Consider the following 23007-nt stretch of genomic DNA (forward strand, 5'->3'; position numbering starts at 1 on the left):
ACACGATTCATGCGCGTGAATGCTGACGAAAATGGGACGGGGACACCCCCTTCATGCGCTTGAAGGTCTTGGAGAAGGCAAACGGGCTCTGGTACCCCACCCGTCCGGCGATTTCCTCCACCGGTACATCGGTCGTCGCCAGCAAATGCGCGGCGTGTTGCATGCGTAGCTGAGTGAGCTGTTGCATCGGACTGCGCCCGAACACCTTGAGGCTGATGCGGCGTAGATGTTCCGTGCTGACATGTGCCAGCTCCGCCATCTCCTCGATGGTCCAGTGCTGTTCGAGGGTCGGCATCACCGCATCGAAGACCGCCACGATTCGCGGGTCGCGACGCCAGGGATCGGCAAAGCGGGAAATATAACGCTCGATGGTATCCACCCACATCACGCAACTGGCGGTATCCCCCTGCCCCTGAAACACCTCGCTGTGCAGCCCCAGAATGGCGTGCTTCATCGGCTCTGGATCGAAGTGCTGCATGATGGGCGCGATCGTACCCACCACCGAACGCGGTGCACTGGGCAAGTAGCGCAACCAGCAATATTGCCAGCGGCTTTCCGGCACGGCATGAAACGCGTGCAGCCCGTGAGCCGGTGCGAACGACATCATGTTCCGTCGCATGGTTCGCCAGCGTCCATCCAGCAGCATGCGTCCCTCACCACCCAGAGCACCATGTATGTAAGCGCCACTGAGACGCGTGCGAACGATGCGATAGGGAACTGCCGCATCGCCGACACCCACATGGGAAATATGCCGCTGTTCAAGCGCCGGACAGTCATCCACACGCACGATCCATTGCTGGGTATCTTCCCCCACAATGTGGGTTTCGGATAGGTGGTCGTGCTCTGAAGCCATGGCGAAAATGCCTCATTTGGCCCTAACTAGTACAGGCGACATAAACACAAAGACTCCAAAGACGCCAATGATAACAATGGCTCATAAAACGAGCAGGAGAGAATCATGCCAGCCAAGAACACATTGAAAACAATCGCATTGTCTTCCGCCGTACTGAGCATCGGTAGTGTTTCCAGCGCCATGGCGAATGACGACTACAGTGATGATCTAGTGCGTATCGGCGTGCTGACCGACATGTCGGGTATCTACTCCGACCTTTCGGGTGAAGCAGCCGTGACGGCCGTCGAAATGGCCGTGGAAGACTTCGGCGGTGAGGTCAACGGCGTGCCGATCGAGGTCATTCATGGCGATCACCGTAACGAAGCCGACACCGGCGCCAGCCGTGCCCGCGAGTGGTACGACAGCGAAGGGGTGGATATGATCAACGACTTGTCCAACTCCGGAGTCGCCCTCGCGGTGGCAGCCGTTGCCGATGAGCGCGAGCGCCATGCCATCGTCAACTCATCATCCAACGTGGATCTGACCAACGAGTACTGTTCGCCGTACGTCACACACTACACCTACGATGCTCATTCGCTGGCGCATGGCACCGGCAAGTCGATCGTCGAGGACGGCGGTGATTCCTGGTTCTTCCTGACCGTGGATTTCGCCTTCGGCATCGGCCTCGAGGAGCAGGTATCCGAGGTCGTGCGGGATGCCGGCGGCCAGGTCGTGGGGGCTGCCCGCCACCCGCTGGACACCAGTGACTTCTCATCCTACGCCCTTCAGGCACAAGCATCCCAGGCAGATATCATCGGCATCGCCTCGACAGGAGCGGATGCCATCAACGCCATCAATGCGTTGGCCGAGTTCGGTGTCACTCCCGACCAGCAACCAGCCGCCCTGCTGTTGTGGTACGACGATATCCACAGCCTGGGACTGGAAACCGCTCAGGAACTGCTGCTGACCAATGCCTTCTACTGGGATGCGGATGACGACACCCGTGAGTTCTCCGAGCGCTTCCACGAACGCACCGGCCGCATGCCGAACATGGCGCATGCCGGCAATTATTCATCGACCATGCACTACCTGAACGCCATCGAAGCCGCCGGCACGGACGACTCCGCAGCCGTCTCGGAAAAGATGCGCGAAATGGAGATCAACGACTTCTTCGCCGAGGACGGCTATATCCGCCCCAACGGCCGCATGGTGCATGACCAGTACCTGTGGGAGGTGAAATCTCCCGATGAGTCCGAATACGACTATGACTACCTGGACCTGGTGACCACCATTCCTGGTGAGGAAGCCTTCCAACCGCTGGAAGAAAGCACCTGCCACTTGCTCGACGATGAATGATAGCTGCCGCGCTACCGCTACTCCGCAATGGGCGGAGTAGCGGTCTCTCACTGACTTCGTTCTCGTTGTGTGCAGGTGACCATGATTATCTTCGGTATTCCGATTCAAGCCCTGTTGGGGCAACTCATGCTGGGCATCGTCAACGGCGCTTTCTACGCCGTCTTGAGCCTGGGATTGGCGATCATCTTCGGTGTGCTCAAGATCGTCAATTTCGCCCATGGCGCCTTCTTCATGCTGGGCGCGTTCACAGCGTTCCTGCTTGCCCAGCATCTTGATGCCAACTACTGGGTCGTACTCTTCCTCGCCCCTTTGCTCGTGGCGTTGGTGGGCATGGTCTTCGAATGGCTGTTCCTGCGCCGCCTCTATGGACTCGACCCTATCTATGGCCTGTTATTGACCTTCAGCCTGGTGTTGGTACTGGAAGGCGGGTTCCGGGTCGCGTTCGGTTCATCCGGCCAGCCTTTCGCCACCCCTGAGTGGCTGAGCGGCACCATCGATCTCGGTTTCATGATCCTACCGACATATCGTGGCTTCGTGATCGTCGCCGCCCTGCTCGCCTGCTTTGCCACCTGGTACGTCATCGAGCGAACGTCGCTCGGCGCCAGCCTGCGGGCGGCAACGGAACGCCCCGAACTGACCCAGGCATTCGGCATCAATGTGCCGCGTCTGGTCACCCTGACTTACGGTGCTGGCGTCGGTCTGGCGGCGTTTGCCGGTGTATTGGCCGCGCCGATCTTCCATGTCAATCCCTCGATGGGCTCCAGTCTGGTCATCACGATATTCGCCATCGTGGTCATCGGCGGGCTCGGTTCGATCAAGGGGGCGATCATCACCGGCCTCGGGCTAGGCGTCGTGGAAGGGTTCACGCGGGTTTTCTATTCGGAGTTCTCGTCCACCATCGTCTTCCTGATCATGGTGCTAGTCCTCATGTTGCGGCCGGCCGGCCTGTTCGGCAGAGAGGAGGGCTGATGATGCGCACATTGTTCCTGGCGCTTTCCGCCGTCGGCCTGTTGGCACTATTGATCGTGCCCTTCGTGCCGGCACTGGTCTATGACATCTTTGTCATGAAGACACTTTGCTTCGTGCTTTTCGCCTGCGCTTTCAACCTATTGCTGGGCCACACCGGCATCCTTTCCTTCGGCCACGCCGCCTTCTTCGGTACCGGCGCCTACGTTACCGGCCATCTGGTCAAGGTCTATGGTGTCCCGACCGATCTCGGCATTCTGGCCGGCGGTGTGGTGGCAGCATTGCTGGGCACGATCATCGGTGCCCTGGCCATCCGTCGCAGCGGCATCTATCTGGCGATGATCACCCTGGCCATGTCACAACTGGTGTTCTTCTTCTTTCTGCAAGCGCCGTTCACCGGCGCCGAAGACGGCCTTCAGAGGATTCCTCGCGGCACGTTCCTGGGAATCATCGATCTCGCTAGCGACACCGCTCTCTACTATGTCGTGCTGTGCATCATCGGTGCCGGCCTATGGGTCGTGTGGCGTACGGTCAATTCGCCTTTTGGTCATGTATTGCGCGCCATTCGCGAGCATGAGCCACGCGCCATTTCCTTGGGCTATCCAGTGGCTCGCTACAAGATCATTGTCTTCACGCTCTCCGCGGGGCTGTCCGGTATCGCCGGATCGCTCAAGGCCATCATCTTTCAGTTGGCGGCCCTCAGCGACGTGCATTGGCACACATCGGGCGACGTCATTCTGATGACGCTACTGGGCGGCATGAATACGGTATTCGGCCCCGCCGTGGGTGCTGCCATCATCTCGACCCTGAGCCACTATCTGGATCCCTTCGGAGCCTGGGTCACGGTGATCACTGGTGTCGTCTTCATGACCTGCATCCTGGTATTCAGGCGTGGCGTGCTAGGACAGCTTCAACAACGCCTGAAACGTCGTCCGTCGCCAACCGCATCAACTCCAATCGACACAAAACCCAAACCCCATCACTGACCACTCACTCATCATCAACCTCGGGAGATTGCTATGACCCATTTCGACAGAGCCGGCCTGATGGCCAAGTTTCAGGACATGGCCAGACGCGGACAGCCCATCATCGGCGGCGGTGCCGGTACCGGCATATCCGCCAAGTGTGAAGAAGCCGGTGAGATCGACCTGATCGTCATCTACAACTCCGGGCGGTACCGCATGGCGGGACGTGCTTCATCGGCCGGCCTGCTCGCCTACGGCAATGCCAACCAGATCGTCCAGGAGATGGCGCTGGAAGTGCTGCCGGTGGTCAAGCACACCCCGGTGCTGGCCGGCGTCAACGGCACCGACCCGTTCGTGATCATGCCCAAGTTGCTGCGCGAACTGAAGGATCTGGGCTTCGCAGGTGTTCAGAACTTCCCGACCGTGGGACTCATCGACGGCACCTTCCGTATCAGTCTGGAAGAGACGGGTATCTGCTACGCGTCCGAAGTGGACATGATCGGCCAGGCGCATGCGCTGGACATGCTGACCACGCCGTATGTCTTCAGTGCCGACGAAGCCGTGGCCATGACCGAGGCCGGCGCCGACATCATCGTACCGCATATGGGCGTTACCGTCGGCGGCACCATCGGCGCCGAATCGGCCAAGAGCCTGGATGAATCCGTTCGACTGATCGACGAATGGGCCGAGGCAGCGCGCCGTGTACGCAAGGATGTCCTGGTAATCTGTCACGGTGGCCCCATCGCCACGCCCGAAGATGCCGCCTACGTGGTCCGCAACAGCGAGCACTGCAACGGCTTTTACGGTGCCAGCAGCATGGAACGTCTGCCTACCGAGCTGGCACTGACGCACCAGATCCGTCAATTCAAGGCCATTCAATAATCAACAAGGGAGGCACGTCATGGCCAGGGTCTATATCAGCGCCGTCATGCCCGTCACGCTCGAGCGGGCCTGGAGTGTCCTGCGCGACTTCAACGGTTTGCCGACTTACCACCCGTTCTTCGCCACCAGCTATATCGAAGATGGCAAACCCGCCGATCAGATCGGTTGTGTCCGACACTTCCACGATCATGACGGCAATGCCATCCGTGAAGAACTGCTGTCACTCTCGGACCGCGAGCATCTATGTTGCTATCGCATCCTCGAGGCTCCGGCACTGCCCGTAAGGCACTATGTGTCCGAGATGCAACTGAAACCCGTGACGACCACTAACCAGTGCTTCGGCGAGTGGTGGGCGGAATTCGAGGTCGACGATGCCAATTATCAAGACGTGATGCAGCGAGTCTCGGATACCTTCCGACTGGCCTTCGAAGGTGTCACCGAGCATCTGTCGTAATCCGGCACGCAAGAAACACGATAGACAACAACAAGGCCCTGCCTGACAGGGACCGCCAAGGAGCACGCCATGGCACACATTGCCTACCTCATCGGCACCTGCGACACGAAGGCCACCGAACTCGGCTACGTGCGCGATCTGCTACAAGCTGCCGGCCTGGATACCCTGATCGTGGATGTCAGCACCAGTGGTGCCCCTCCGACGGGTGCCGACATTTCCGCCCGAGTGGTCGCCGAGTGTCACCCTGATGGCGCCGAGCGAGTCTTTACCAATGACCGCGGCAGCGCGATCGCCGCCATGGCCGACGCACTCGAGCGGTTCATCAAGGGCCGAGCTGACATCGGCGGCATCCTCGGTCTCGGCGGCTCCGGCGGTACGGCTCTGGTCACGCCCGCCATGCGCTCGCTGGATATCGGCGTGCCCAAGGTCATGGTCTCGACGGTTGCCTCCGGCAACGTCGGTTCCTATGTCGGCCCCAGCGATATCGCCATGATCTACTCGGTCACCGATGTCGCCGGGCTCAACCGCATCTCCCGCAACGTGCTGGGCAACGCCGCCCATGCGCTGGCCGGGATGATGAACGGTAATCGACGCGACATCAGCGACGACAAACCCGCCATCGGTCTGAGCATGTTCGGTGTCACGACCGATTGCGTGACTCAGGTGAAGGAAGCACTGGACAGCGATTACGACTGCCTGATCTTCCATGCCACCGGCACCGGTGGCCAATCGATGGAAAAGCTCGCCGATTGCGGCATGGTCAGTGGCCTGCTCGATATCACCACCACCGAGGTCTGCGATCTGTTCATGGGCGGTATCTTCAGCGCCGGCGATACACGTCTGGACACACTGACCCACCATGACATTCCCTATGTCGGCTCCTGCGGTGCCCTGGACATGGTCAACTTCGGCCCCAGCGATACTCTGCCTGAGACATACCGCCAGCGCCTGATCCATGCCCATAACCCACATGTCACACTGATGCGGACTACCGTCGACGAAAACCGACAAATGGGGCGGTGGATCGGGGAGAAGCTCAACCGCAGCCAAGGGCCGGTCCGCTTCCTGCTGCCCGAAAAGGGCATCTCCGCCCTCGATGCCCCAGGCCAACCGTTTCACGACCCCGAGGCCGACGCCGCGCTATTCGACGCTCTCGAAGCTACGGTCGCACAGACGAAGCAACGACGTATCATCCGCTATCCATACCACATCAATGATCCGGAGTTTGCGGCGATGCTGGTGAAGCACTTTCGGGAAGTGATGGGGGAGGAATGAGAATACGACCGGCGGCTATCGGTCTGAGCGGACCACCCCTGAGGGTGGCCCGGTAGGTCATTTGGCGACTGGATTACAACTGCGTCTCAAGCACGTAGCTATTCATGCCTTCACGTGTACCGCCCAGAGACTGGCCGTTCACTTCGAACACATAAGCGCCGGGCTGTACCGAGTGGTTCAACGCAATCTGGCCACCTACCTGCTCGGCGGTTGCGACTACGTTCTGATCATCATCCAGCAAGACACCGCTCAAGCGGAAATGCGCTGATTCACCGTGCGCCACGCTCTGGCTACGAATTTCCAGTTGTGTCGGCTGATCCACCTGAAGGGTATAGCGCTGCGTACCGGCTACCTGCTGCGAGCTCGATGTACCCGGCTCCAGAGTATGGGTACTCGCTCCCCCCATGGCTGCGGCCTGACCGATCAAGCCCAGCGCCAGGGCACCACCAGTAATTGCTTTCATCATGACTGTTGCGTATTTCACAGATCTCTCTCCTTCGCTCTACGCCCCTTGGGTCCAAGGGGCTTCCGATGGTTTGTAAGCTACCATAATATTAGTTTCCTAACAAAATAGTTGGCTTATATACCGGGCATAGTCAGTATTTATCACCATGGAAAACACATAGAACGAAATTATCTCTGGCCAAAGCGAAGATACGCGCGATGCCAGGCGCCCTGCACCAGAGAAGGAGCACGGATGCTTTGGTCAGATCCGGTAGTGGAATAGTCAGTCAGTGAGATGGGTCTTGCAGCAGGAGCGTGGGCAGTGACCAGATTCATGGCCAAGCCATTCCAGCTATGTCATCGGTGCCCCGGCATTCATCAACAACGCCGCGGCGAACAACACCAGTGCCATCACGACGCCTTCGCCAGCGATGCTCAGGCGCAAGTGCCGACGGGCGTGACGTTCGCCCCGGGCGAGGGCAGGCACCAGGCGCCAACGGTTGAGCCCACCCAGTGCCAGCAGCAGCGCGACCAGGGCCAATTTGAGTGACAGTACCTGGCCGTATGCCGAGAGCCAGAGCGCAGAGACTCGACCGCCCAGCAGCCAGGCAGCGAGGACGCCACCGGCGATGAGCAACACCGCGATCATGCCCGCGCCGAGGTAGCTGAAACGCTGCAACTGACGCGCCGGTAACGACCCCTGCGGGGCACGCAGCAGACGATACAACGGTAGCAGGGCCGCCAGCCAGAATGCCGCCATGGCCAGGTGAGCGATCAGCAGTCCGCTAAGCATGGGCTTGCCACGCGTATGTCCCACCAATGCAAAAGCCACCAGCACCAGAACGATACCCAGGCTGCCGACGACATGGCGCAGGAGGGGAAGCCGACCCCCGATCAAGGCTACCTGCAGCAATAGCAGGCCGACCACCGCCAGACACAGCCGCTCACCTTGAGCGCTGTGCAGCACGATCCACAACAGCGTCGAGTCGTATGCCGCTGATAGCGAACCACCGCCAAGATAGGCTGCATGCAGCGGGCAGAGTAACAAGGCCAGCCCTATCCCCATCCAGGCTGCAACCTGGCTGACTCTCACCAATCGTTCCTGCTGAACGACCGGCAACGCAGGAAAGGCGGCGCGAAACAGTACCCCACCCACTGCCATGAGAACGGCGGCGTAAAAACCGACCGTAGCCAGTTCACGGGCAACCACCCAGACATCCCAACCGTTCAGCAGCGTGTCGATCATCTTCTAGTCGTCGATCGTGAAGCCAAAGTCGCCCGACATGCTATGGCCATCGTCGGTAAGCCCCCGCCACTCGACCCGGTACTTGCCCGGCGCAAGGGGGGCGACCGGCACACCTTCGTGCTGCTCGGCCATTGCGCCGATCGTGTCCTCGTTCAACTCGACCGTCCCTCGGGGATCGGTAACCTCGAACCGGGTCATCCGTAGTGGCGAGTCGAACTCGACCGCGATGCGTTCCGGCGGCTCCTGCAGCACATCGCCATCGGCCGGGTGCGTCGCGATGACATGCGTATGCGACCACGCCAGGGAACTGACGGTCACCAAGCCGACCGTCGCAGCCAAGCGCCAACACCTTCTTATACGGCCGGCTTGTTTGCCGGCTGTGCAATCAATGATCGTCATGTGTCCCCTTCATCATGTTGCTCGTTCTCGGGTTTATCCGAGCCCTGATGCGTCAGCGGGCCGGCCTGGTCGAGACGTGGATGGTTGTCGAGAAACTCCCGGTGGAGATCCGATAAGCCATCCAGCGTCTGAAGGGCCCGTGTCAGGGCATGGATCGCAGCCAGGACATCCTGGGTGTTACCGGTTTCCGAGATGGTATGCATGTTGCGGATCGGAAAGCCGATGGAGGTAGCGGCGCAGTCCACTGCAGCCAACACACCGGCCATGCCGTCGGTACCGGTATCGATCCCGACGATATCGCGCTGCATGGGAATCGCGTGCTCTCTGGCCGTGGTTTCGATAACGCGATTGAGTTGTTCGCTGGCAATGGAGCCGACCGACATTGTGAAGCCCTTGCCCATTTCCAGCGCTTGCATGCGCTGATCACCGATGCCCGGGGCCGCCACGTAGTCGTGATTCACATCCACGCCGATGAGCACATCCGGCTCGAGTTCGCCGGCCAGCACCCGGCTACCGAAACGGCCGATCTCTTCGTAGCTGGCAATGGCGAACAGCACACGCACCTGCTTGGTACCGCCCGCTTCGGCAATCAGACGCGCGATCTCGGCGGTCACGAAACACCCCAGTCCGTTATCGAGGTAGGCGCCGTAGAACGTATCGGGGCTGAAGCCGGGACGGATGGGGCGGTCGAGCAGGATGGAGTCCCCGGGGCGCACCCCGAGATTCTTGACCTGCTGCTTCTTGTTTTCGCCATGGATCTGCAGATCCAGATAGATCTGCTCCTTCTTGATCCCCTTGTCGCCCGTCCGCACCGACGGGTCGGAAAAATGGATGGCGCCCAGCGCCTCGACCGTGCCGCCCTGGATCACGCGGTAGCTACCGGGGTTCTCAGGGTCCTCGCTGAACAGCTTGACCTCGTGACCGATCAGCACGGTGGGCAGGAAGGAGTCGGTATTGATCCAGATCTTGCCGTCCTCGCCGATGGAACGCACCTGCATGCGGATCTTGTCGGCATGGCCGATGATCATCACCTTGAACATGTCATCATGGCCCGGATGCGTGTCCAGCACGACACCGGCATGGCCCTTGAACTGATGCACGTGCCAGTCCTTGGGGGCGAAGCTCTCGAAATGTGGCTTGAGCACACCGTAGGTCATGGCGCCCTCCAGCCCCACCGGACTCGGGGCATCCAGAATGCGGCGCATCAGAGAGAATTGCTGTTCCGGCATCGGCTGGGTCCAGGGGTGATTCGCGTCGCTCATGTCGCTCCCTCTTTATGGCATCAGAATGGATACTCCCAGTCTGCCAGATTTTGCGACTGACGGCTTGCCGACTACCGTGCCTGCAACGCTCGATGGTACTCGGTGCGGTAGGCGTCGTCATGCTGTGCCGGGTCGGACGGAAAGCGTCCCAGTTCGACGGCAAGATCGAAGAACCCTTGGGCTGGCAGGGGGTCTCGGCGGCTGATCACCAGGGTCGCGATGAAAGGTCGCTCCTGGGCGGCATCCTCGCGCATCAGGGTCTCCAATGCCTGGGCAACACGCTGAATGGTACGCGGCGGCTGTAGACCCAGCGCTTCGGCGAGTTGTTGGTAAGTCATCGGCAACGCCGCCTCGGGCGCTGTCTCGAGAATCCGCCGCGCGCGGGTCGCCAGGGAAGTCTCGGAGTCATACGCCGGCATCGGTTCGCTCCTTTTACGCCATCGAGCCACCAGTAACGTGCTTGGAGTGAGTAGCATGTCGGTGACTCGTGACTACACCTCTGGCTTATCAGTGCGATTGACGCAATGCGTCATTGAGTTTTCCCACTTGATAGATGTCATACATGTATATATCAAGTCTATAAACGATATGCGTCACCACTATCAAGGCATAGATCAAAAGCATTAAGACGAGTTCATCATTGAGCCACACGAGATAATCCACCGGGACTTCATAACCTACAGTGTAAACACTCAATCCGCCTAAAAAAATCACCAAGAAACAATTAATCACAATTACCGCAAGCATGACTCCTCTAAGATCCTTTGAAGGAGGATCGGTCTTCCAATAAGGCATGTGCATAATACTTACCTTATCGCCACAAACAATCTTATGCTTTCGACGTAACAGTGATTCTACGTTGATTTCTTCCTTACCCTCCACAAAGGCAGCCAGCGCAATTCTATGGTCAAAGTTACCGCCAAAAATTCGTTCTACCGACTGAATGAAGTTCGATGCATCGCCCGTTTCTTCATACTGCCTCGCCTTGAGACACAATTCCTTGTACTCTTGGCTCTTGGCAGTTCGCCTCTTGTCATAGTCTCCGAAATTTTGATTATAGTGAGCCTGATACACTTGATAGATGGATATCGTAATTCCGGCATAAATCATCAAAAAAATAAAATAATCAAACACGCCAACTCACCCTGCTGACTTTGACAGACCGTCAACGATCAAGCACTTGATCATCGATATAGTGCACCGATAGTGCTCCCCTGTATTGCCAAAATCAACCATCACTACACCAAGTGCGGTCTTTTACCGCACCTAAGTTTGTTATCTCAAAAATTGGCGAGCAATCTACAATTGCCGCCGCCAACGGTTTTCGATGGTCTCGGGTTCGGACGGGCCATAGAGGGCGCGGTCATGCCCCCCGTAGCTCGCCCATAGCTGATCGCCGTAATCGAAATGCCACCACTCGCTGGGCAGATTGGTGAAACCTTCGGCGTGCATGGCGTGATAAAGCAAACGCCGGCGATCGCGTGCCTGTCGCTGGCGTGCATCGAGCGTCGTGAGGGTCTCGAAATAATCGGCGTGGGAGGCGGGTATCGCTTCGTCGAAAGCGGTCCCCATATCGAGCATCAGGCCATCGGCGTCACATAACGTCACGTCCACGGCACCGCCGGTGAGGTGGGGGCTGGGCGCCAGGGGGTCACGACTGGGCAACGACACGAATTCCCGGGTACGCCGCATCAGTTCCTGTTCATCGAGTTCGTCGTGCTTGGACTGAATCGTCGAGTAGAGCGTATCGAAGAGGTATTGCTGAACCCGCCAGGGCCGCCAGCCATCCAGCACGACCAGGCCCAGCCTCGGTGGCAAGGCGCGAGCGGCATGTAGCAGCCGCCGGTAGACCCCCTCACGCAGATAGCATTCCGCCACCGCACCCGGCAGACCCTCGCGAGCGTAGATGGGAAAGACCTTGACCGGCTCAGGGGCGAGACTGACCGGCACCAGCGGTTCGTCGCTGGCGTCAATCGGGATGTGGGAAACCACCGACCAGTCCGGGTGCGCCCGGGAAGGAATGGCCGGGCGGGTCGACGAGGCGGCGTTCTTGCTGTCGCTATGGTCCGTCATGTCACGACTCCATCTCTGTTTTGCTATCCGAGGACGCCTGGTAACCAGAGTGTCAGTGGCGGGAAGACGATCAGCAGTACCAGCACCAGCAGTGCCGTGAGCACGAAAGGCCAGATCGTGCGGAACAGAGAAACGATTTCCAGCCGACTGACAGCCGCCGCCACGAAGACACAGGCCCCCATGGGCGGCGTGATCAAGGCGATAGTAATGTTCAACGTGATGATGATCCCCAGGTGAACCGGATCGATACCGGCCATCATCGCGACCGGCGAGAAGATCGGCGTCAGCAGCATCAACGCCGAGACTTCTTCCATGAACATGCCAGTGGCGAATGTCACCAGGCTGAGCATCAACAAGACCATGATCTGCTGATCGGCGAAGGGCTCCAGCAAGGCCACGAACGTCTCCGGGACTTCAGCATAGCCAAGCAGCCAACTGACGACCGAGGACGCCGCCATGATCAGGAAAATGGCCGATGTCAGCCGCGCCGTCTCGACGATCGCCGAGCGCAGCTCCGTCAACCCCAACTGCCCCAGCAGACGACCGCACAGGGCCACATACAGCACTGTCAGGGCACCGGATTCGGTCGGCGTGACGAAGCCCATGACGATACCGGCCACGATGATGAAAGGCGCGATCAGTGCCGGCAGCGCTCCCACCGCTGCGACACCCAGTTCACGCAGTGTGGGTAGCGTACTGCGCTTGGCCAACCCATGGCGCCAGGCGTACCAGACATTCATGGCCATGAAGGCCATCCCCAGGACCAGCCCCGGAATGACACCGGCCAGGAACAGGTCACCTACCGACGTATTGGTCAGCGATGCATAGAGGATCATGAAAATGCTGGGCGGAATGATCGGGCCGATCAGAGAACTGCCGGCGGTCAGCCCGGCAGCGAAGGCCGTGGAATACCCCTCCTTGCGCATCGCCGGTACCAGCAGTGACCCTAGTGCCGACGTATCCGCTACCGCGGAGCCATTGACACCGGCGAAGAAGACGCTGGATACCACGTTGACGTGCCCCATGCCTCCGCGTAGATGACCGACCAGTAGCCGTGCCAACCCCATCAGCCGTTCGGTCAGACTGCTGGCATTCATCAGGTTACCGGCGAGGATGAACAGTGGAATCGCCATCAGCGAAAAGGCATTGATGCCACCAAAGAATTGCTGCGGCACCATACGCGGGATCATGCCGGGATCGACGAACAGGAATCCGACCATCGCCGTGGTCAACAGCGAGATGAATAGCGGCAGCCCCAGCATGACGTGAACCAGGAAGACCGCGAGCATGGTTAGCGTCATGCCGAGTCCTCCACGGTGGGCAACGGCGCCGGACCGTACCAGAGCGCATGCCAGGCGAGCAGAGCGAAGCCGATCGGCAATGAGAGCATCGGGATGGTACGGCTGATGCCCAGCCCCGATGAGGTAAACATCGATACCGACAGGGCGTAGCGATAACTGATGATGGCTCCGCCCACGGCCAACGTCACCGTCAGCAGCCACTGATACAGATTCAAGAACCGCGACAATCGCATCGGCAACAACCGCTCCGCCAGCGCCACACGCATGTGGCCACCTTCCACCCACACGGCACCGGCAGCCAGCATCACGCAACCGATGATCAGAAAGCGCGCCAGTTCGTCGGTCCAGATCGGTGCGCCACCCAGCAGATAACGCGTGAAGACGCCATACAGAATCACGGCCAGATCGATGAACAACAGGGTGCCGGCAATGGACAGCGACACAGGTCGACTGATCGCCAGCACGCGGGAACGCAGCGACATCATGGTATTTCCTTGAAGACAGCGGAGGCCGGCAAGGGCTCATCCTTGCCGGTCAATCAAACACGATGGGCGTATCAGTCGTCCAGCAGGTGCGTCATGCCGGCATCTTCCAGTGCCATCTCGATCCAGCGCTGGTCGATTCCCTGCTCCTCGGTCAACCACTCCAGATACGCCGGCTGCCCGGCTTCACGGAAGGCTTCCAGGTCCGCCTCGTCGGGACGCACGATCTCCATGCCCTCCTCTTCGAGGTAGGCGATGCGTTCGTCGACCCGCTCTTCATTGTGCTCCCGAGCCATCTCGGTCGCCTCATCGACGGCCTCCATGAACGCCGCGCGAAGATCCTCGTCCCAGCTATCGATCATGTCACCGTTACCGACCAGAAACTGGTCCGAATACTGGATATTGGCCAGGGTCAGGTGATCCTGCACCTCATAGAGGCTGCCCATGATGATATACATCGGCGGATTCATCTGGCCATCGGCGACACCGCTACGCAAGGCGGTATAGACTTCGGTCCAGGGAATCGGCGTGCCCGACGCCCCGAACGATTCATAGAGCGCCACCTGGCTGGGGTCCATGGCACGGAAGCGCAAGCCTTCGAAATCATCCGGTGAATGGATCGGCCGTTCGTCGTTGGTGAAGGCCAGGAAACCACCCTCCTCGACCACGGCCAGCATCTCGATACCGGTCCGTTCATGCAGTGCCGCTTCCAACTCCTGCCAGTACTCCCCCTCATCGAAGAACTCGCGCGCGTCCCCGAAATCATCGAACAGGAAGGGAATGGCACTGACGAAAATTTCGGGCACCAACGGTGACATCCCCGCAAACGACGCGATGTTGAGGCTCGGGGAGTTCATGGTCTGCTCCATGCGCTCCTGTTCCTCACCCAACTGACTATTGGGATAGAGATTCAATTCAATCTCGCCGTCGGTTTTTTCCTCCACCAGCGTCTTGAGATTGGTCGCGAATACATGCACGGCATTCTTCTCGGGGTCCGGTGCCCCGTTATATCCCAGATCCACGGTCGTAGCGGCCTGTGCCGTACCCACCAACGTCATGCTGCCCAGCAGGCAAGCGCTAGCCAGCGCGGTAAGGGGAAAGCGCGGTGTGACTGTCATAGATAGAGTCTCCTTGTTGTTGTCACTCGATGTCATGCAAGCCGGAACCCATTGGCAACACCGGTCGTCACTTACATGGAAGAGCGTTGTGCCAACGCTGTACCGGCAGCCTAGGTATTGATCTGTTGACTATGCAATGCCGATTGCGTTGTCTTTTTTGCAACATCAAGCGCATCCAACAGACGCGGAGCATCGGCATTGAAGAAGCGCATGCCACGACGCAGGTGCGCGACACAGGCATCGGCCGCAACCGTCAACTCGTGTCCCGTGCGGCTGACGATCTGGGCCCGGGCACCACTCAAGGCCGGATGCGACATCGGCAGCACCCGCATATCGCCGTTGCGCAACTCTTCCATGACGGTGAGTTCCGGCATGAATGTCACCCCCATTCCCGAACGAACGAAGTTCTTCAGCACGGCGACCGAGTTGGTATGCAGGCGCGACTTCAGGTGCACACGCTCCTGCTGCGCGACCATGTTGACCATCTGGCGCATGCCGAAGGGGTTGTCCATCAGGCCCAACGGCCAGTCGACCAGATCCGCCAGCGCGATGGGCCGCTCGAGGGCCAGCAGGGGATGATCGGGCGGTACGATCAAGTCGAGTGGCTGCCGGGTTTCCACGTGGCAATCCAGTAGCGGGTCGACGGGCGGGGCATACAACAATGCCAGGTCGACCTCTCGGTCCTTGACCAGTGACATGGCCTCATTGACGCCCGCCATGCGCACTTCGAGCTCGATGCCCTGGAACGCAGACATGAAGGTTTGCAGTGGTGCGGAGATCAGGTCGGCGATGAACCCCTCGCCCACGGCGATCCTTACCTCACCGCCTTCCAGCGACTGGATCGCCATCAACCGTGACAGCACGGCTTCTTCTGCGGCACGCTGGGTATGGTGATACTCGATCAGCAGCTTGCCCGCCTCGGTGGCGCGCATGCCACTACCATCGCGCTCGCACAGGGTCACACCGAGCGTCTCTTCCAGCGCCTTGATCTGACGGCTGACCGCTGACGCATCGACATCGAGATGAACCGCAGCGCGCCGTAACGAACCGCGCCGGATGACTTCGTTGAGATATCGCAGGCCACGCTGATTGATCATTCCGGACTCATCCGCATTTCGACCAACCGCACCCCGAGTAGCAAGTCGGGCAGCCATCCATCATGATCAGCTCACCATTGCACTCCGGACAATATCCGACGACAGCGGGGCCGCCGGCCGCCGCTTCGGCCTGCTGCTCCTGACGTGCCACTTCTTCCGGCTCGGGAGCCTGCCAGGGAGTCCCGTGCGTGAGCCGGTGCGCATAGCGCCTGACCAGTTCCGCCACCGGTACCTGATTGCCATCGATATCGACGAAGCCGCGACGATAGAGAATCTGTTGAATGGACCAGGCAATCGCCGCCACCTCGGAGTCGTGAAACATCGGCTTGCCCCAGCGGTTAACGCCGCAGCGCACCAGCCCCTTGTCCCAGGCCACCTTGCGCAGATCAGCCAGTGCCTGGGTGACGTATCCGCCCCGCGCTGCCAACGACAGGCTGCGCATGGTGGCGGTGATCCACTGATGCTCGCTGGAAAGCTGGCCAGAGGGAAAGAAGAATTCCACCGGCCGCTCGATTACCACACGCTGGCCATCCAATACACCCTCCACCGGCATGAACGAGACCAGGACATAGACCTTCTTGCGTCCCTCGGCACCGATATAGGCGATTTTCTCCGAGACGGCTTCCAGCGTGCCTTCCGGGCGGGAAGGAATACGCACCGTCAAAGGGTCCTCGTCTGCCAGCGGCGGCGTTGCCGCGGGCTGCCTGACGCGGTAGGAGACGATCTTCGATTGGATCTCGACGGCCATCAGACTGCTCCTCGTCTATTACCATTTACCATAGGTGCCCTCCTTCAACGCATCGTAGAGATTGGCAGCGGTGTGCTCTTCCCCGTCATAGATCACTTTTTCATCGCCCTTGAGTTCCAGCGTCTCGCCGTTTTCCAGTTCGAAGACATAAGTGGTGTTCTGCAAGTCCGTCTCGCGAACCAGCACCCCCTGGAAGGCCTCGGGATTGAAGCGGAAGGTCGTGCACCCCTTGAGGCGTTTCTCATAGGCCTGCAGATAAAGATCCTTGAACTGCTCATAAGGAAAGTCGGTGGGCACATTGACGGTCTTGGAGATCGCCGAATCGATCCAGGTCTGTGCCGCCGCCTGCACTGCCACGTGCTGTTCGGGAGTGACCGCCGCGGCCGTCACGAAATAGTCGGGCAGGTCGCTCTCCACGGCGTCCGGCGCGACGAAATGGCGATAGGCCGCCAGCTCGAAGGACACGACTTCTACCTGGTCCTTGGTCTTCTTCCCCGAGCGGATGACGTTGCGGAAATAGCGATGCGAGAAAGACGGCTCGATGCCGTTGGACGCGTTATTACCCATCGACAGGCTGATGGTACCGGTCGGTGCAATCGATGAGTGATGGGTAAACCGTGCCCCCTGCTCGGCCAGGGCGGCCACCAGCTCGGGCTCGACCTCGGCAATCTGGCGCATGTACTCGCTATAGCGGGCATGCAGGATGCGCCCGGGCACCCGGTCGCCGACTTCATACCCGTCCGTCTTGAGCTGCGGCCGATCACGCAGCATCTTCGGCGTGATCGCGAACGACTCCGCCAGCACCGGTGCCATGCCTTTCTCACGTGCCAGCTCCAGTGCCTGACGCCAGCCTTCGACTGCCAGCACACGGCCCAGCTCGTCGGTGAACGTGAGCGATTCCGGCGATCCATACGGCATCCTGAGCATGGTCAGCGTCGACCCCAACCCCAGGAAGCCCATGCCGTGACGACGCTTGGCCTCCAGTTCACGCCGCTGCCCTTCCAGCGGCAAGCCGGCGATCTCCACCACGTTGTCGAGCATGCGCGTGAAGATCGCCACGACCTGGCGATAGCGATCCCAATCGAAACGCGCCCGGTCGCTGAACGGCTCCAGCACGAACCGCGTCAGATTGACCGACCCCAGCAGGCAGGCGCCCTCGGGAGGCAATGGCTGCTCACCGCAGGGATTGGTCGCGCGTATCTCCTCGCAGAACCAGTTGTTGTTCATGCGGTTGACCTGATCGATCAGGATGAAGCCCGGCTCGGCATAGTCGTAGGTCGCGCGCATGATGGTATCCCACAACGCCCTGGCCTTGACGGTGCTGACGATTCGGCACGCCACCCGGCCCTCGTCATCGACGGTATAGCCCTCTTCAACGACAGGCCAGTCACGGTAGATGATGTCGTCGTCGGTGACGTCCGGTTTTTCGGCGGGGTGCAGGGGGAACGCCAGGTGCCAGTCGGTATCCTGCTTGACCGCTTCGATGAATTCATCGGTGATCAACAGACTCAGATTGAATTGGCGCAACCTGCCGGGTTCGCGCTTGGCCTGGATGAAGTCCTCGACATCGGGATGGCCGACATCGAACGTCGCCATCTGGGCGCCACGCCGGCCACCTGCAGAGGCCACCGTGAAGCACATCTTGTCGTGTACATCCATGAACGCCAGCGGCCCATTGGTACCGGCGCCGGCCCCGAACACGAAGGCTCCCTTGTGCCGCAGGGTGGAAAAGTCATAACCGATGCCGGCGCCACTCTTCAGCGTCATGCCGGCATCCACCACCGAATCCAGGATATCGTGCATGTTGTCGTGGATGGTGCGCGACACGGTACAGTTGATCAGGCTAACCGCTGGCTTGTAGTCATCGGCCCCGGCATTGGACAGGATCCGACCGGCGGGGATCGCACCATTTTCCAGGGCCCAGCGAAACCGGGGCAGCCAGATATCGGCCTGATCGCCTTCGACGGCGGCCAGCGCCCGCGCCACCCGTTCATAGGTATCGGTCACGTTCTGCTCGACCGGCCGTTGATGGCGGTCCTTGAGGCGGTATTTGCTGTCCCAGATCTCGCGCGAAGGCGCCTGGAGCGGCACCTGATCGGCGGAGTCGAGCCCTCTAGTCGACGTATCCATGCAACACTCTCCGATTGAGCGGGAACTCGCATCGACCCATGGGCGGTCGGTCGACATGACAAGCGCCACACTGGCGGTACCCGGCATTGTCAGGATAGCCCATTCTGCCGTCACACCATATATGGCGATCGGTTACCCGATGACTACCATATATGGTCGAACTATCTCGTTGATCGACGCCAAGGATCGCCAGCATCGCCGTGGCGACTTGTCGCAAGGACGTCAATTGCACTGCTGCCGGGCGTTTTTGGTGCAAGGTGGTTCGCAACACGGCTATCACCGCTCATTCATGAGAAACCAGTCATCCTTCGCTTGGCGTACTCATGGGCCAGCGTAGCCTCAGTAACAAAGCATCGCTGATTTTAGGAACGGTTTTTGCTAGGGCCAGGGTACATGCTTCAACGGCATGCAACTCGTCAACCAACAATAACTCCATCAATCGCGAGGGACTCCAATGCGATACGACAAGAATGCCTTGGTACTTATGACCTCGGCCGCCGCCCTCAGTCTGGGCATGGTCGGCCAAGCTCAAGCCGACACCCTCGAGGATACCCGAGAGCGAGGCGAAGTCCGGTGTGGTGTGAGCGACGGTCTCCCAGGCTTTTCAGCTCCCGACGACGAAGGCAATTGGCAAGGCATTGACGTCGATGTCTGCCGAGCCGTCGCTGCGGCGGTCTTGGGGGATTCCGAGGCGGTTAGCTACACCTCATTGACCGCTCAGGAACGTTTTACGGCACTGCAGTCCGGAGAAGTCGACGTTCTGTCGCGCAACACTACCTGGACCACCACCCGAGACACGACATTAGGCCTCAATTTTACCGGGGTCACCTTCTACGACGGTCAGGGCTTCCTGATCTCCAAGGATCTAGGTATCTCCAGTGCCAAGGAGTTGGATGGCGCCTCCGTCTGCGTGCAATCCGGCACCACCACCGAACTCAATCTCGCCGATTACTTCGATGCCAACGACATGGAGTTCAACCCGATCGTATTCGATACCTCCGAGCAGACCGTCGGTGGGTTCGAGTCCGGGCGCTGTGACGTACTGACCTCGGATACCTCACAACTGGCAGCCCTTCGCATCCAGCTTGACGATCCGGAAAGCGCCGAAGTACTGCCTGAAGTCATATCCAAGGAGCCACTGGGACCGGTAGTCCGCCAGGGCGACGATACCTGGTTCAATATCGTCAAGTGGTCGTTGTTCGCGATGCTCAATGCCGAAGAGTATGGGGTCAACAGCGAGAATGTCGATGACATGCTGGATTCCGAAAACCCCAGTATCGCCCGTCTGCTGGGTGAAGACGGCAACTATGGCGAAGAAATGGGGCTAGAAGCCGACTGGGCCTACAACATCATTGACCAAGTCGGTAACTACGCCGAAAGCTATGATCGCAATGTAGGCATGGATTCACCTCTCGAAATCGAACGTGGCGTGAATCGACTATGGACCGATGGTGGCATTCATTACGCACCACCGATCCGCTGATCACTCCGCATCAGACGTCCGACGACGTCTCTGATCCCTATCGTCATGCGCTCGTCGACCTGGCCACCCCCGGGTCGACGGCCACGCCCCCTGCTTGACGGATCCAAGCGGAGAACAATGCATGTCCATTCGCCCTCAGACACAGCCAACGGGACCTAAACCACCGTTCTGGCGTGATCGCGCCAAGCGCGCCTTGTTGGCTCAATGCCTGTTATTGGCAGCGCTCGCTGCCATTGTGCTGTTCATCATCGACAATACCCAGGACAATCTAGCCTCTCGCGGCATCACTACCGGCCTAGGTTTCCTGGACGATACCGCTGGCTTCGGAATCGGCCAGACTCTGATCGACTACTCATCCGATAGCACCTATGGCCGCACATTCATCGTCGGCTTGCTCAATACGTTGCTGGTATCCGGTCTGGGCGTATTGGCCGCGACCCTCGTCGGTTTCACCGTAGGCATAGCACGGTTGTCTTCCAACTGGCTGGTCGCCCGGCTGGCTAGCGGATATATAGAAGTATTCCGCAACATTCCGTTATTGCTGCAGATATTCTTCTGGTACTTCGCCGTCCTGCAATCGTTGCCTTCGACACGAGAGAGCATGTCTTTGGGGGAGGCGATTTTCCTCAACATACGAGGTCTCTATTTACCGAAACCGCAGTTCCTGTCCGGCTTCGGTTCGATTCCCATCGCCATCGTCGTAGCCATTGCCGCCAGCATCGGTCTGATCATCTGGAATAGACGTCGTCATGCCGCCACCGGAAAACGCCTACCCGCTATCTGGCTGTCACTGGCCATCATCATCGGCTTACCTCTGCTGGTACTGGTGATTACCGGTATCCCCGTCACTTGGGAACTGCCCGAACTGGGTGGATTCAACTTCAGTGGAGGGATCACCATCATCCCCGAGCTCCTGGCACTGTGGTTGGCACTATCGATCTACACGGCCTCATTCATCGCCGAGATCGTACGGTCGGGCATCCAGGCAATATCCCACGGCCAGACCGAAGCGGCACTGGCACTGAGTATTCCCAAGAAACTAGTACTTCGTCTGGTCATCATTCCCCAGGCCATGCGCGTAATCGTTCCGCCACTGACCAGCCAATACCTCAACCTGACCAAGAACTCATCATTGGCCACGGCGATCGGGTACCCGGATCTCGTATCGGTATTCGCCGGAACCACACTGAATCAGACCGGGCAGGCCATTGAGGTCATCGCCATGACCATGGCGGTCTATCTGACCATCAGCTTACTGATCTCGATGTTCATGAACTGGTTCAACGCCCGGATGGCGTTGGTGGAACGCTAGGAGACGCGCGATGATCCACAACCGTGAAATGCTGCCCTCGCAACCGGCACCGCGCCGTTCCATCGGTCCTTTCGCATGGCTTAAAGCCAATCTATTCAGTGGTCCCGTCAATACCCTGGTCACGCTGGCTGGTTTGTACCTTCTTTATTGGCTGCTGACACCGACGATCCAGTGGGCATTCATCGAGGCCGACTGGCAAGGGGCTTCCCCTGATGACTGCACCAGCGCTGGCGCCTGCTGGGTGTTCGTCAATGCCCGGCTCGATCAGTTCATTTATGGTCTCTATCCAAGCGAGGAAACCTGGCGTATCAACATCGTATTCGCACTGTTCACAGCGCTCATCGCCTGGTTGGCGATTCCCAGGCTCCCCTACAAACGATGGATCGCCATCATCACTCTGTTCGTCTTTCCCGTTATTGCCTATGTTCTCATGCATGGTGGCTATTTCGGTCTACCCAGGGTATCCACTCAGCGCTGGGGCGGGCTGACACTCACGCTGGTCCTGGCAGTGGTCGGCATGGTGGCAGCATTACCGATCGGGGTGATACTGGCATTGGGACGACGATCAACGATGCCGATCATCAGAAGCGTTTGTGTCATTTTCATCGAATTCTGGCGTGGCGCTCCCTTGATCACCATTCTGTTCATGGCATCGGTCATGTTGCCGTTGTTCATGCCGACCGGGGTAGATATTGACCGACTGATCCGCGCGCTTGTCGGTATCACGCTATTTCAGAGTGCCTATATGGCGGAAGTCGTACGCGGCGGTTTGCAGGCCATTCCCAACGGTCAGGACGAAGCGGCTGCGGCATTGGGCATGAGCTACTGGAAACGCATGGGACTGATCGTTCTGCCGCAAGCCTTGAAAATGATGATTCCCGGTATCGTCAACACCTTCATCTCACTCTTCAAGGACACCACGCTGGTAATGATCATCGGGCTATTCGATCTGCTCGGCATCGTTCAGGCGGCGCTTTCCGATTCCCGCTGGCTGGGATTCGACGTCGAAGGTTACGTCTTCACGGCCTTCGTCTTCTGGATATTCTGTTTCAGCATGTCGCGCTACAGCCAGTATCTGGAGCGCCGACTGCACACCGGCCATTGACACGTCAGACGTCTCGACACTCGAGCAGCAAATACGACATCGACACAATCACAACAGGACACCAGGAAATGAATGAG

General features: G+C 59.2%; 23 protein-coding genes. 9 read left to right on the forward strand and 14 right to left on the reverse strand.

Annotation, left to right across the window (positions count from 1 at the left end; translation table 11 throughout):
* Window positions 1-7 precede the first annotated feature (7 nt).
* The gene (locus FVV99_RS00795; RefSeq protein ID WP_148252104.1) at window positions 8-853 is read right to left on the reverse strand and encodes a helix-turn-helix transcriptional regulator; all 846 of its coding nucleotides are present in this window, start codon (window positions 851-853) and stop codon (window positions 8-10) included.
* 105 nt (window positions 854-958) lie between these two features.
* Between FVV99_RS00795 and FVV99_RS00800 the strand changes: the two genes are divergently transcribed.
* The 6 genes from FVV99_RS00800 (at window position 959) to FVV99_RS00825 (ending at window position 6730) form a co-directional block, all read left to right on the forward strand.
* Window positions 959-2188, forward strand: coding sequence for an ABC transporter substrate-binding protein (locus FVV99_RS00800; RefSeq protein WP_148252105.1), 1230 nt, complete (start codon window positions 959-961; stop codon window positions 2186-2188).
* Between the two features lie 81 nt (window positions 2189-2269).
* Window positions 2270-3157: a branched-chain amino acid ABC transporter permease gene (locus FVV99_RS00805; RefSeq protein ID WP_148252106.1), complete on the forward strand. Its 888-nt coding sequence runs from the start codon at window positions 2270-2272 to the stop codon at window positions 3155-3157.
* A 2-nt stretch (window positions 3158-3159) separates the two neighbouring features.
* Window positions 3160-4140: a branched-chain amino acid ABC transporter permease gene (locus tag FVV99_RS00810; protein WP_148252578.1), complete on the forward strand. Its 981-nt coding sequence runs from the start codon at window positions 3160-3162 to the stop codon at window positions 4138-4140.
* Between the two features lie 33 nt (window positions 4141-4173).
* On the forward strand, window positions 4174-5001 hold the full coding sequence (locus FVV99_RS00815; protein WP_148252107.1) for a phosphoenolpyruvate hydrolase family protein: 828 nt from the start codon (window positions 4174-4176) through the stop codon (window positions 4999-5001).
* A gap of 19 nt (window positions 5002-5020) precedes the next feature.
* Window positions 5021-5455, forward strand: coding sequence for an SRPBCC family protein (locus FVV99_RS00820; protein ID WP_148252108.1), 435 nt, complete (start codon window positions 5021-5023; stop codon window positions 5453-5455).
* Window positions 5456-5524: 69 nt separating this feature from the next.
* On the forward strand, window positions 5525-6730 hold the full coding sequence (locus FVV99_RS00825) for a Tm-1-like ATP-binding domain-containing protein (protein WP_148252109.1): 1206 nt from the start codon (window positions 5525-5527) through the stop codon (window positions 6728-6730).
* A gap of 73 nt (window positions 6731-6803) precedes the next feature.
* Here the strand turns inward: FVV99_RS00825 and FVV99_RS00830 are convergent, their stop codons facing one another.
* The 13 genes from FVV99_RS00830 to FVV99_RS00890 all read right to left on the reverse strand — a co-directional run bounded on the left by FVV99_RS00830 (window position 6804) and on the right by FVV99_RS00890 (window position 19030).
* Window positions 6804-7214, reverse strand: a complete 411-nt coding sequence (locus tag FVV99_RS00830; protein ID WP_148252110.1) for a hypothetical protein — start codon at window positions 7212-7214, stop codon at window positions 6804-6806.
* Between the two features lie 312 nt (window positions 7215-7526).
* Window positions 7527-8420, reverse strand: coding sequence for a CopD family protein (locus tag FVV99_RS00835; protein ID WP_148252111.1), 894 nt, complete (start codon window positions 8418-8420; stop codon window positions 7527-7529).
* Window positions 8421-8423: 3 nt separating this feature from the next.
* A complete protein-coding gene (locus tag FVV99_RS00840) occupies window positions 8424-8819 on the reverse strand; it encodes a copper resistance CopC family protein (RefSeq protein WP_148252112.1) in 396 nt (131 codons plus the stop codon).
* Entirely contained in the window at window positions 8816-10081 is a 1266-nt protein-coding gene (locus FVV99_RS00845) for a M20/M25/M40 family metallo-hydrolase (protein WP_148252113.1), read from the reverse strand. Before FVV99_RS00845 ends, FVV99_RS00840 begins: the two co-directional genes overlap by 4 nt.
* Before the next feature lie 71 nt (window positions 10082-10152).
* Window positions 10153-10500: a hypothetical protein gene (locus FVV99_RS00850; protein WP_148252579.1), complete on the reverse strand. Its 348-nt coding sequence runs from the start codon at window positions 10498-10500 to the stop codon at window positions 10153-10155.
* Window positions 10501-10588: 88 nt separating this feature from the next.
* The gene (locus tag FVV99_RS00855; protein ID WP_148252114.1) at window positions 10589-11215 is read right to left on the reverse strand and encodes a hypothetical protein; all 627 of its coding nucleotides are present in this window, start codon (window positions 11213-11215) and stop codon (window positions 10589-10591) included.
* Between the two features lie 165 nt (window positions 11216-11380).
* Window positions 11381-12154, reverse strand: a complete 774-nt coding sequence (locus FVV99_RS00860) for a M15 family metallopeptidase (protein WP_148252115.1) — start codon at window positions 12152-12154, stop codon at window positions 11381-11383.
* A gap of 23 nt (window positions 12155-12177) precedes the next feature.
* Window positions 12178-13455 (reverse strand): TRAP transporter large permease, encoded by a 1278-nt coding sequence (locus FVV99_RS00865; protein WP_148252116.1) that lies wholly within the window; start codon window positions 13453-13455, stop codon window positions 12178-12180.
* The gene (locus FVV99_RS00870; protein WP_148252117.1) at window positions 13452-13940 is read right to left on the reverse strand and encodes a TRAP transporter small permease; all 489 of its coding nucleotides are present in this window, start codon (window positions 13938-13940) and stop codon (window positions 13452-13454) included. Before FVV99_RS00870 ends, FVV99_RS00865 begins: the two co-directional genes overlap by 4 nt.
* A gap of 71 nt (window positions 13941-14011) precedes the next feature.
* Entirely contained in the window at window positions 14012-15055 is a 1044-nt protein-coding gene (locus FVV99_RS00875) for a TRAP transporter substrate-binding protein (protein ID WP_148252118.1), read from the reverse strand.
* 110 nt (window positions 15056-15165) lie between these two features.
* The gene (locus tag FVV99_RS00880; RefSeq protein WP_148252119.1) at window positions 15166-16152 is read right to left on the reverse strand and encodes a LysR family transcriptional regulator; all 987 of its coding nucleotides are present in this window, start codon (window positions 16150-16152) and stop codon (window positions 15166-15168) included.
* 7 nt (window positions 16153-16159) lie between these two features.
* A complete protein-coding gene (locus tag FVV99_RS00885) occupies window positions 16160-16900 on the reverse strand; it encodes a ribonucleoside-diphosphate reductase (protein ID WP_148252120.1) in 741 nt (246 codons plus the stop codon).
* 18 nt (window positions 16901-16918) lie between these two features.
* A complete protein-coding gene (locus FVV99_RS00890; RefSeq protein WP_148252121.1) occupies window positions 16919-19030 on the reverse strand; it encodes an adenosylcobalamin-dependent ribonucleoside-diphosphate reductase in 2112 nt (703 codons plus the stop codon).
* Between the two features lie 454 nt (window positions 19031-19484).
* Between FVV99_RS00890 and FVV99_RS00895 the strand changes: the two genes are divergently transcribed.
* The 3 genes from FVV99_RS00895 to FVV99_RS00905 all read left to right on the forward strand — a co-directional run bounded on the left by FVV99_RS00895 (window position 19485) and on the right by FVV99_RS00905 (window position 22930).
* Window positions 19485-20513 (forward strand): amino acid ABC transporter substrate-binding protein, encoded by a 1029-nt coding sequence (locus tag FVV99_RS00895; RefSeq protein ID WP_148252122.1) that lies wholly within the window; start codon window positions 19485-19487, stop codon window positions 20511-20513.
* A 121-nt stretch (window positions 20514-20634) separates the two neighbouring features.
* Entirely contained in the window at window positions 20635-21825 is a 1191-nt protein-coding gene (locus tag FVV99_RS00900; RefSeq protein ID WP_148252123.1) for an amino acid ABC transporter permease, read from the forward strand.
* 10 nt (window positions 21826-21835) lie between these two features.
* A complete protein-coding gene (locus FVV99_RS00905; RefSeq protein WP_148252124.1) occupies window positions 21836-22930 on the forward strand; it encodes an amino acid ABC transporter permease in 1095 nt (364 codons plus the stop codon).
* The last annotated feature ends 77 nt before the right edge of the window (window positions 22931-23007 follow it).

The sequence above is a fragment of the Aidingimonas lacisalsi genome (genome assembly GCF_008079445.1).
Classification (GTDB): domain Bacteria; phylum Pseudomonadota; class Gammaproteobacteria; order Pseudomonadales; family Halomonadaceae; genus Aidingimonas; species Aidingimonas lacisalsi.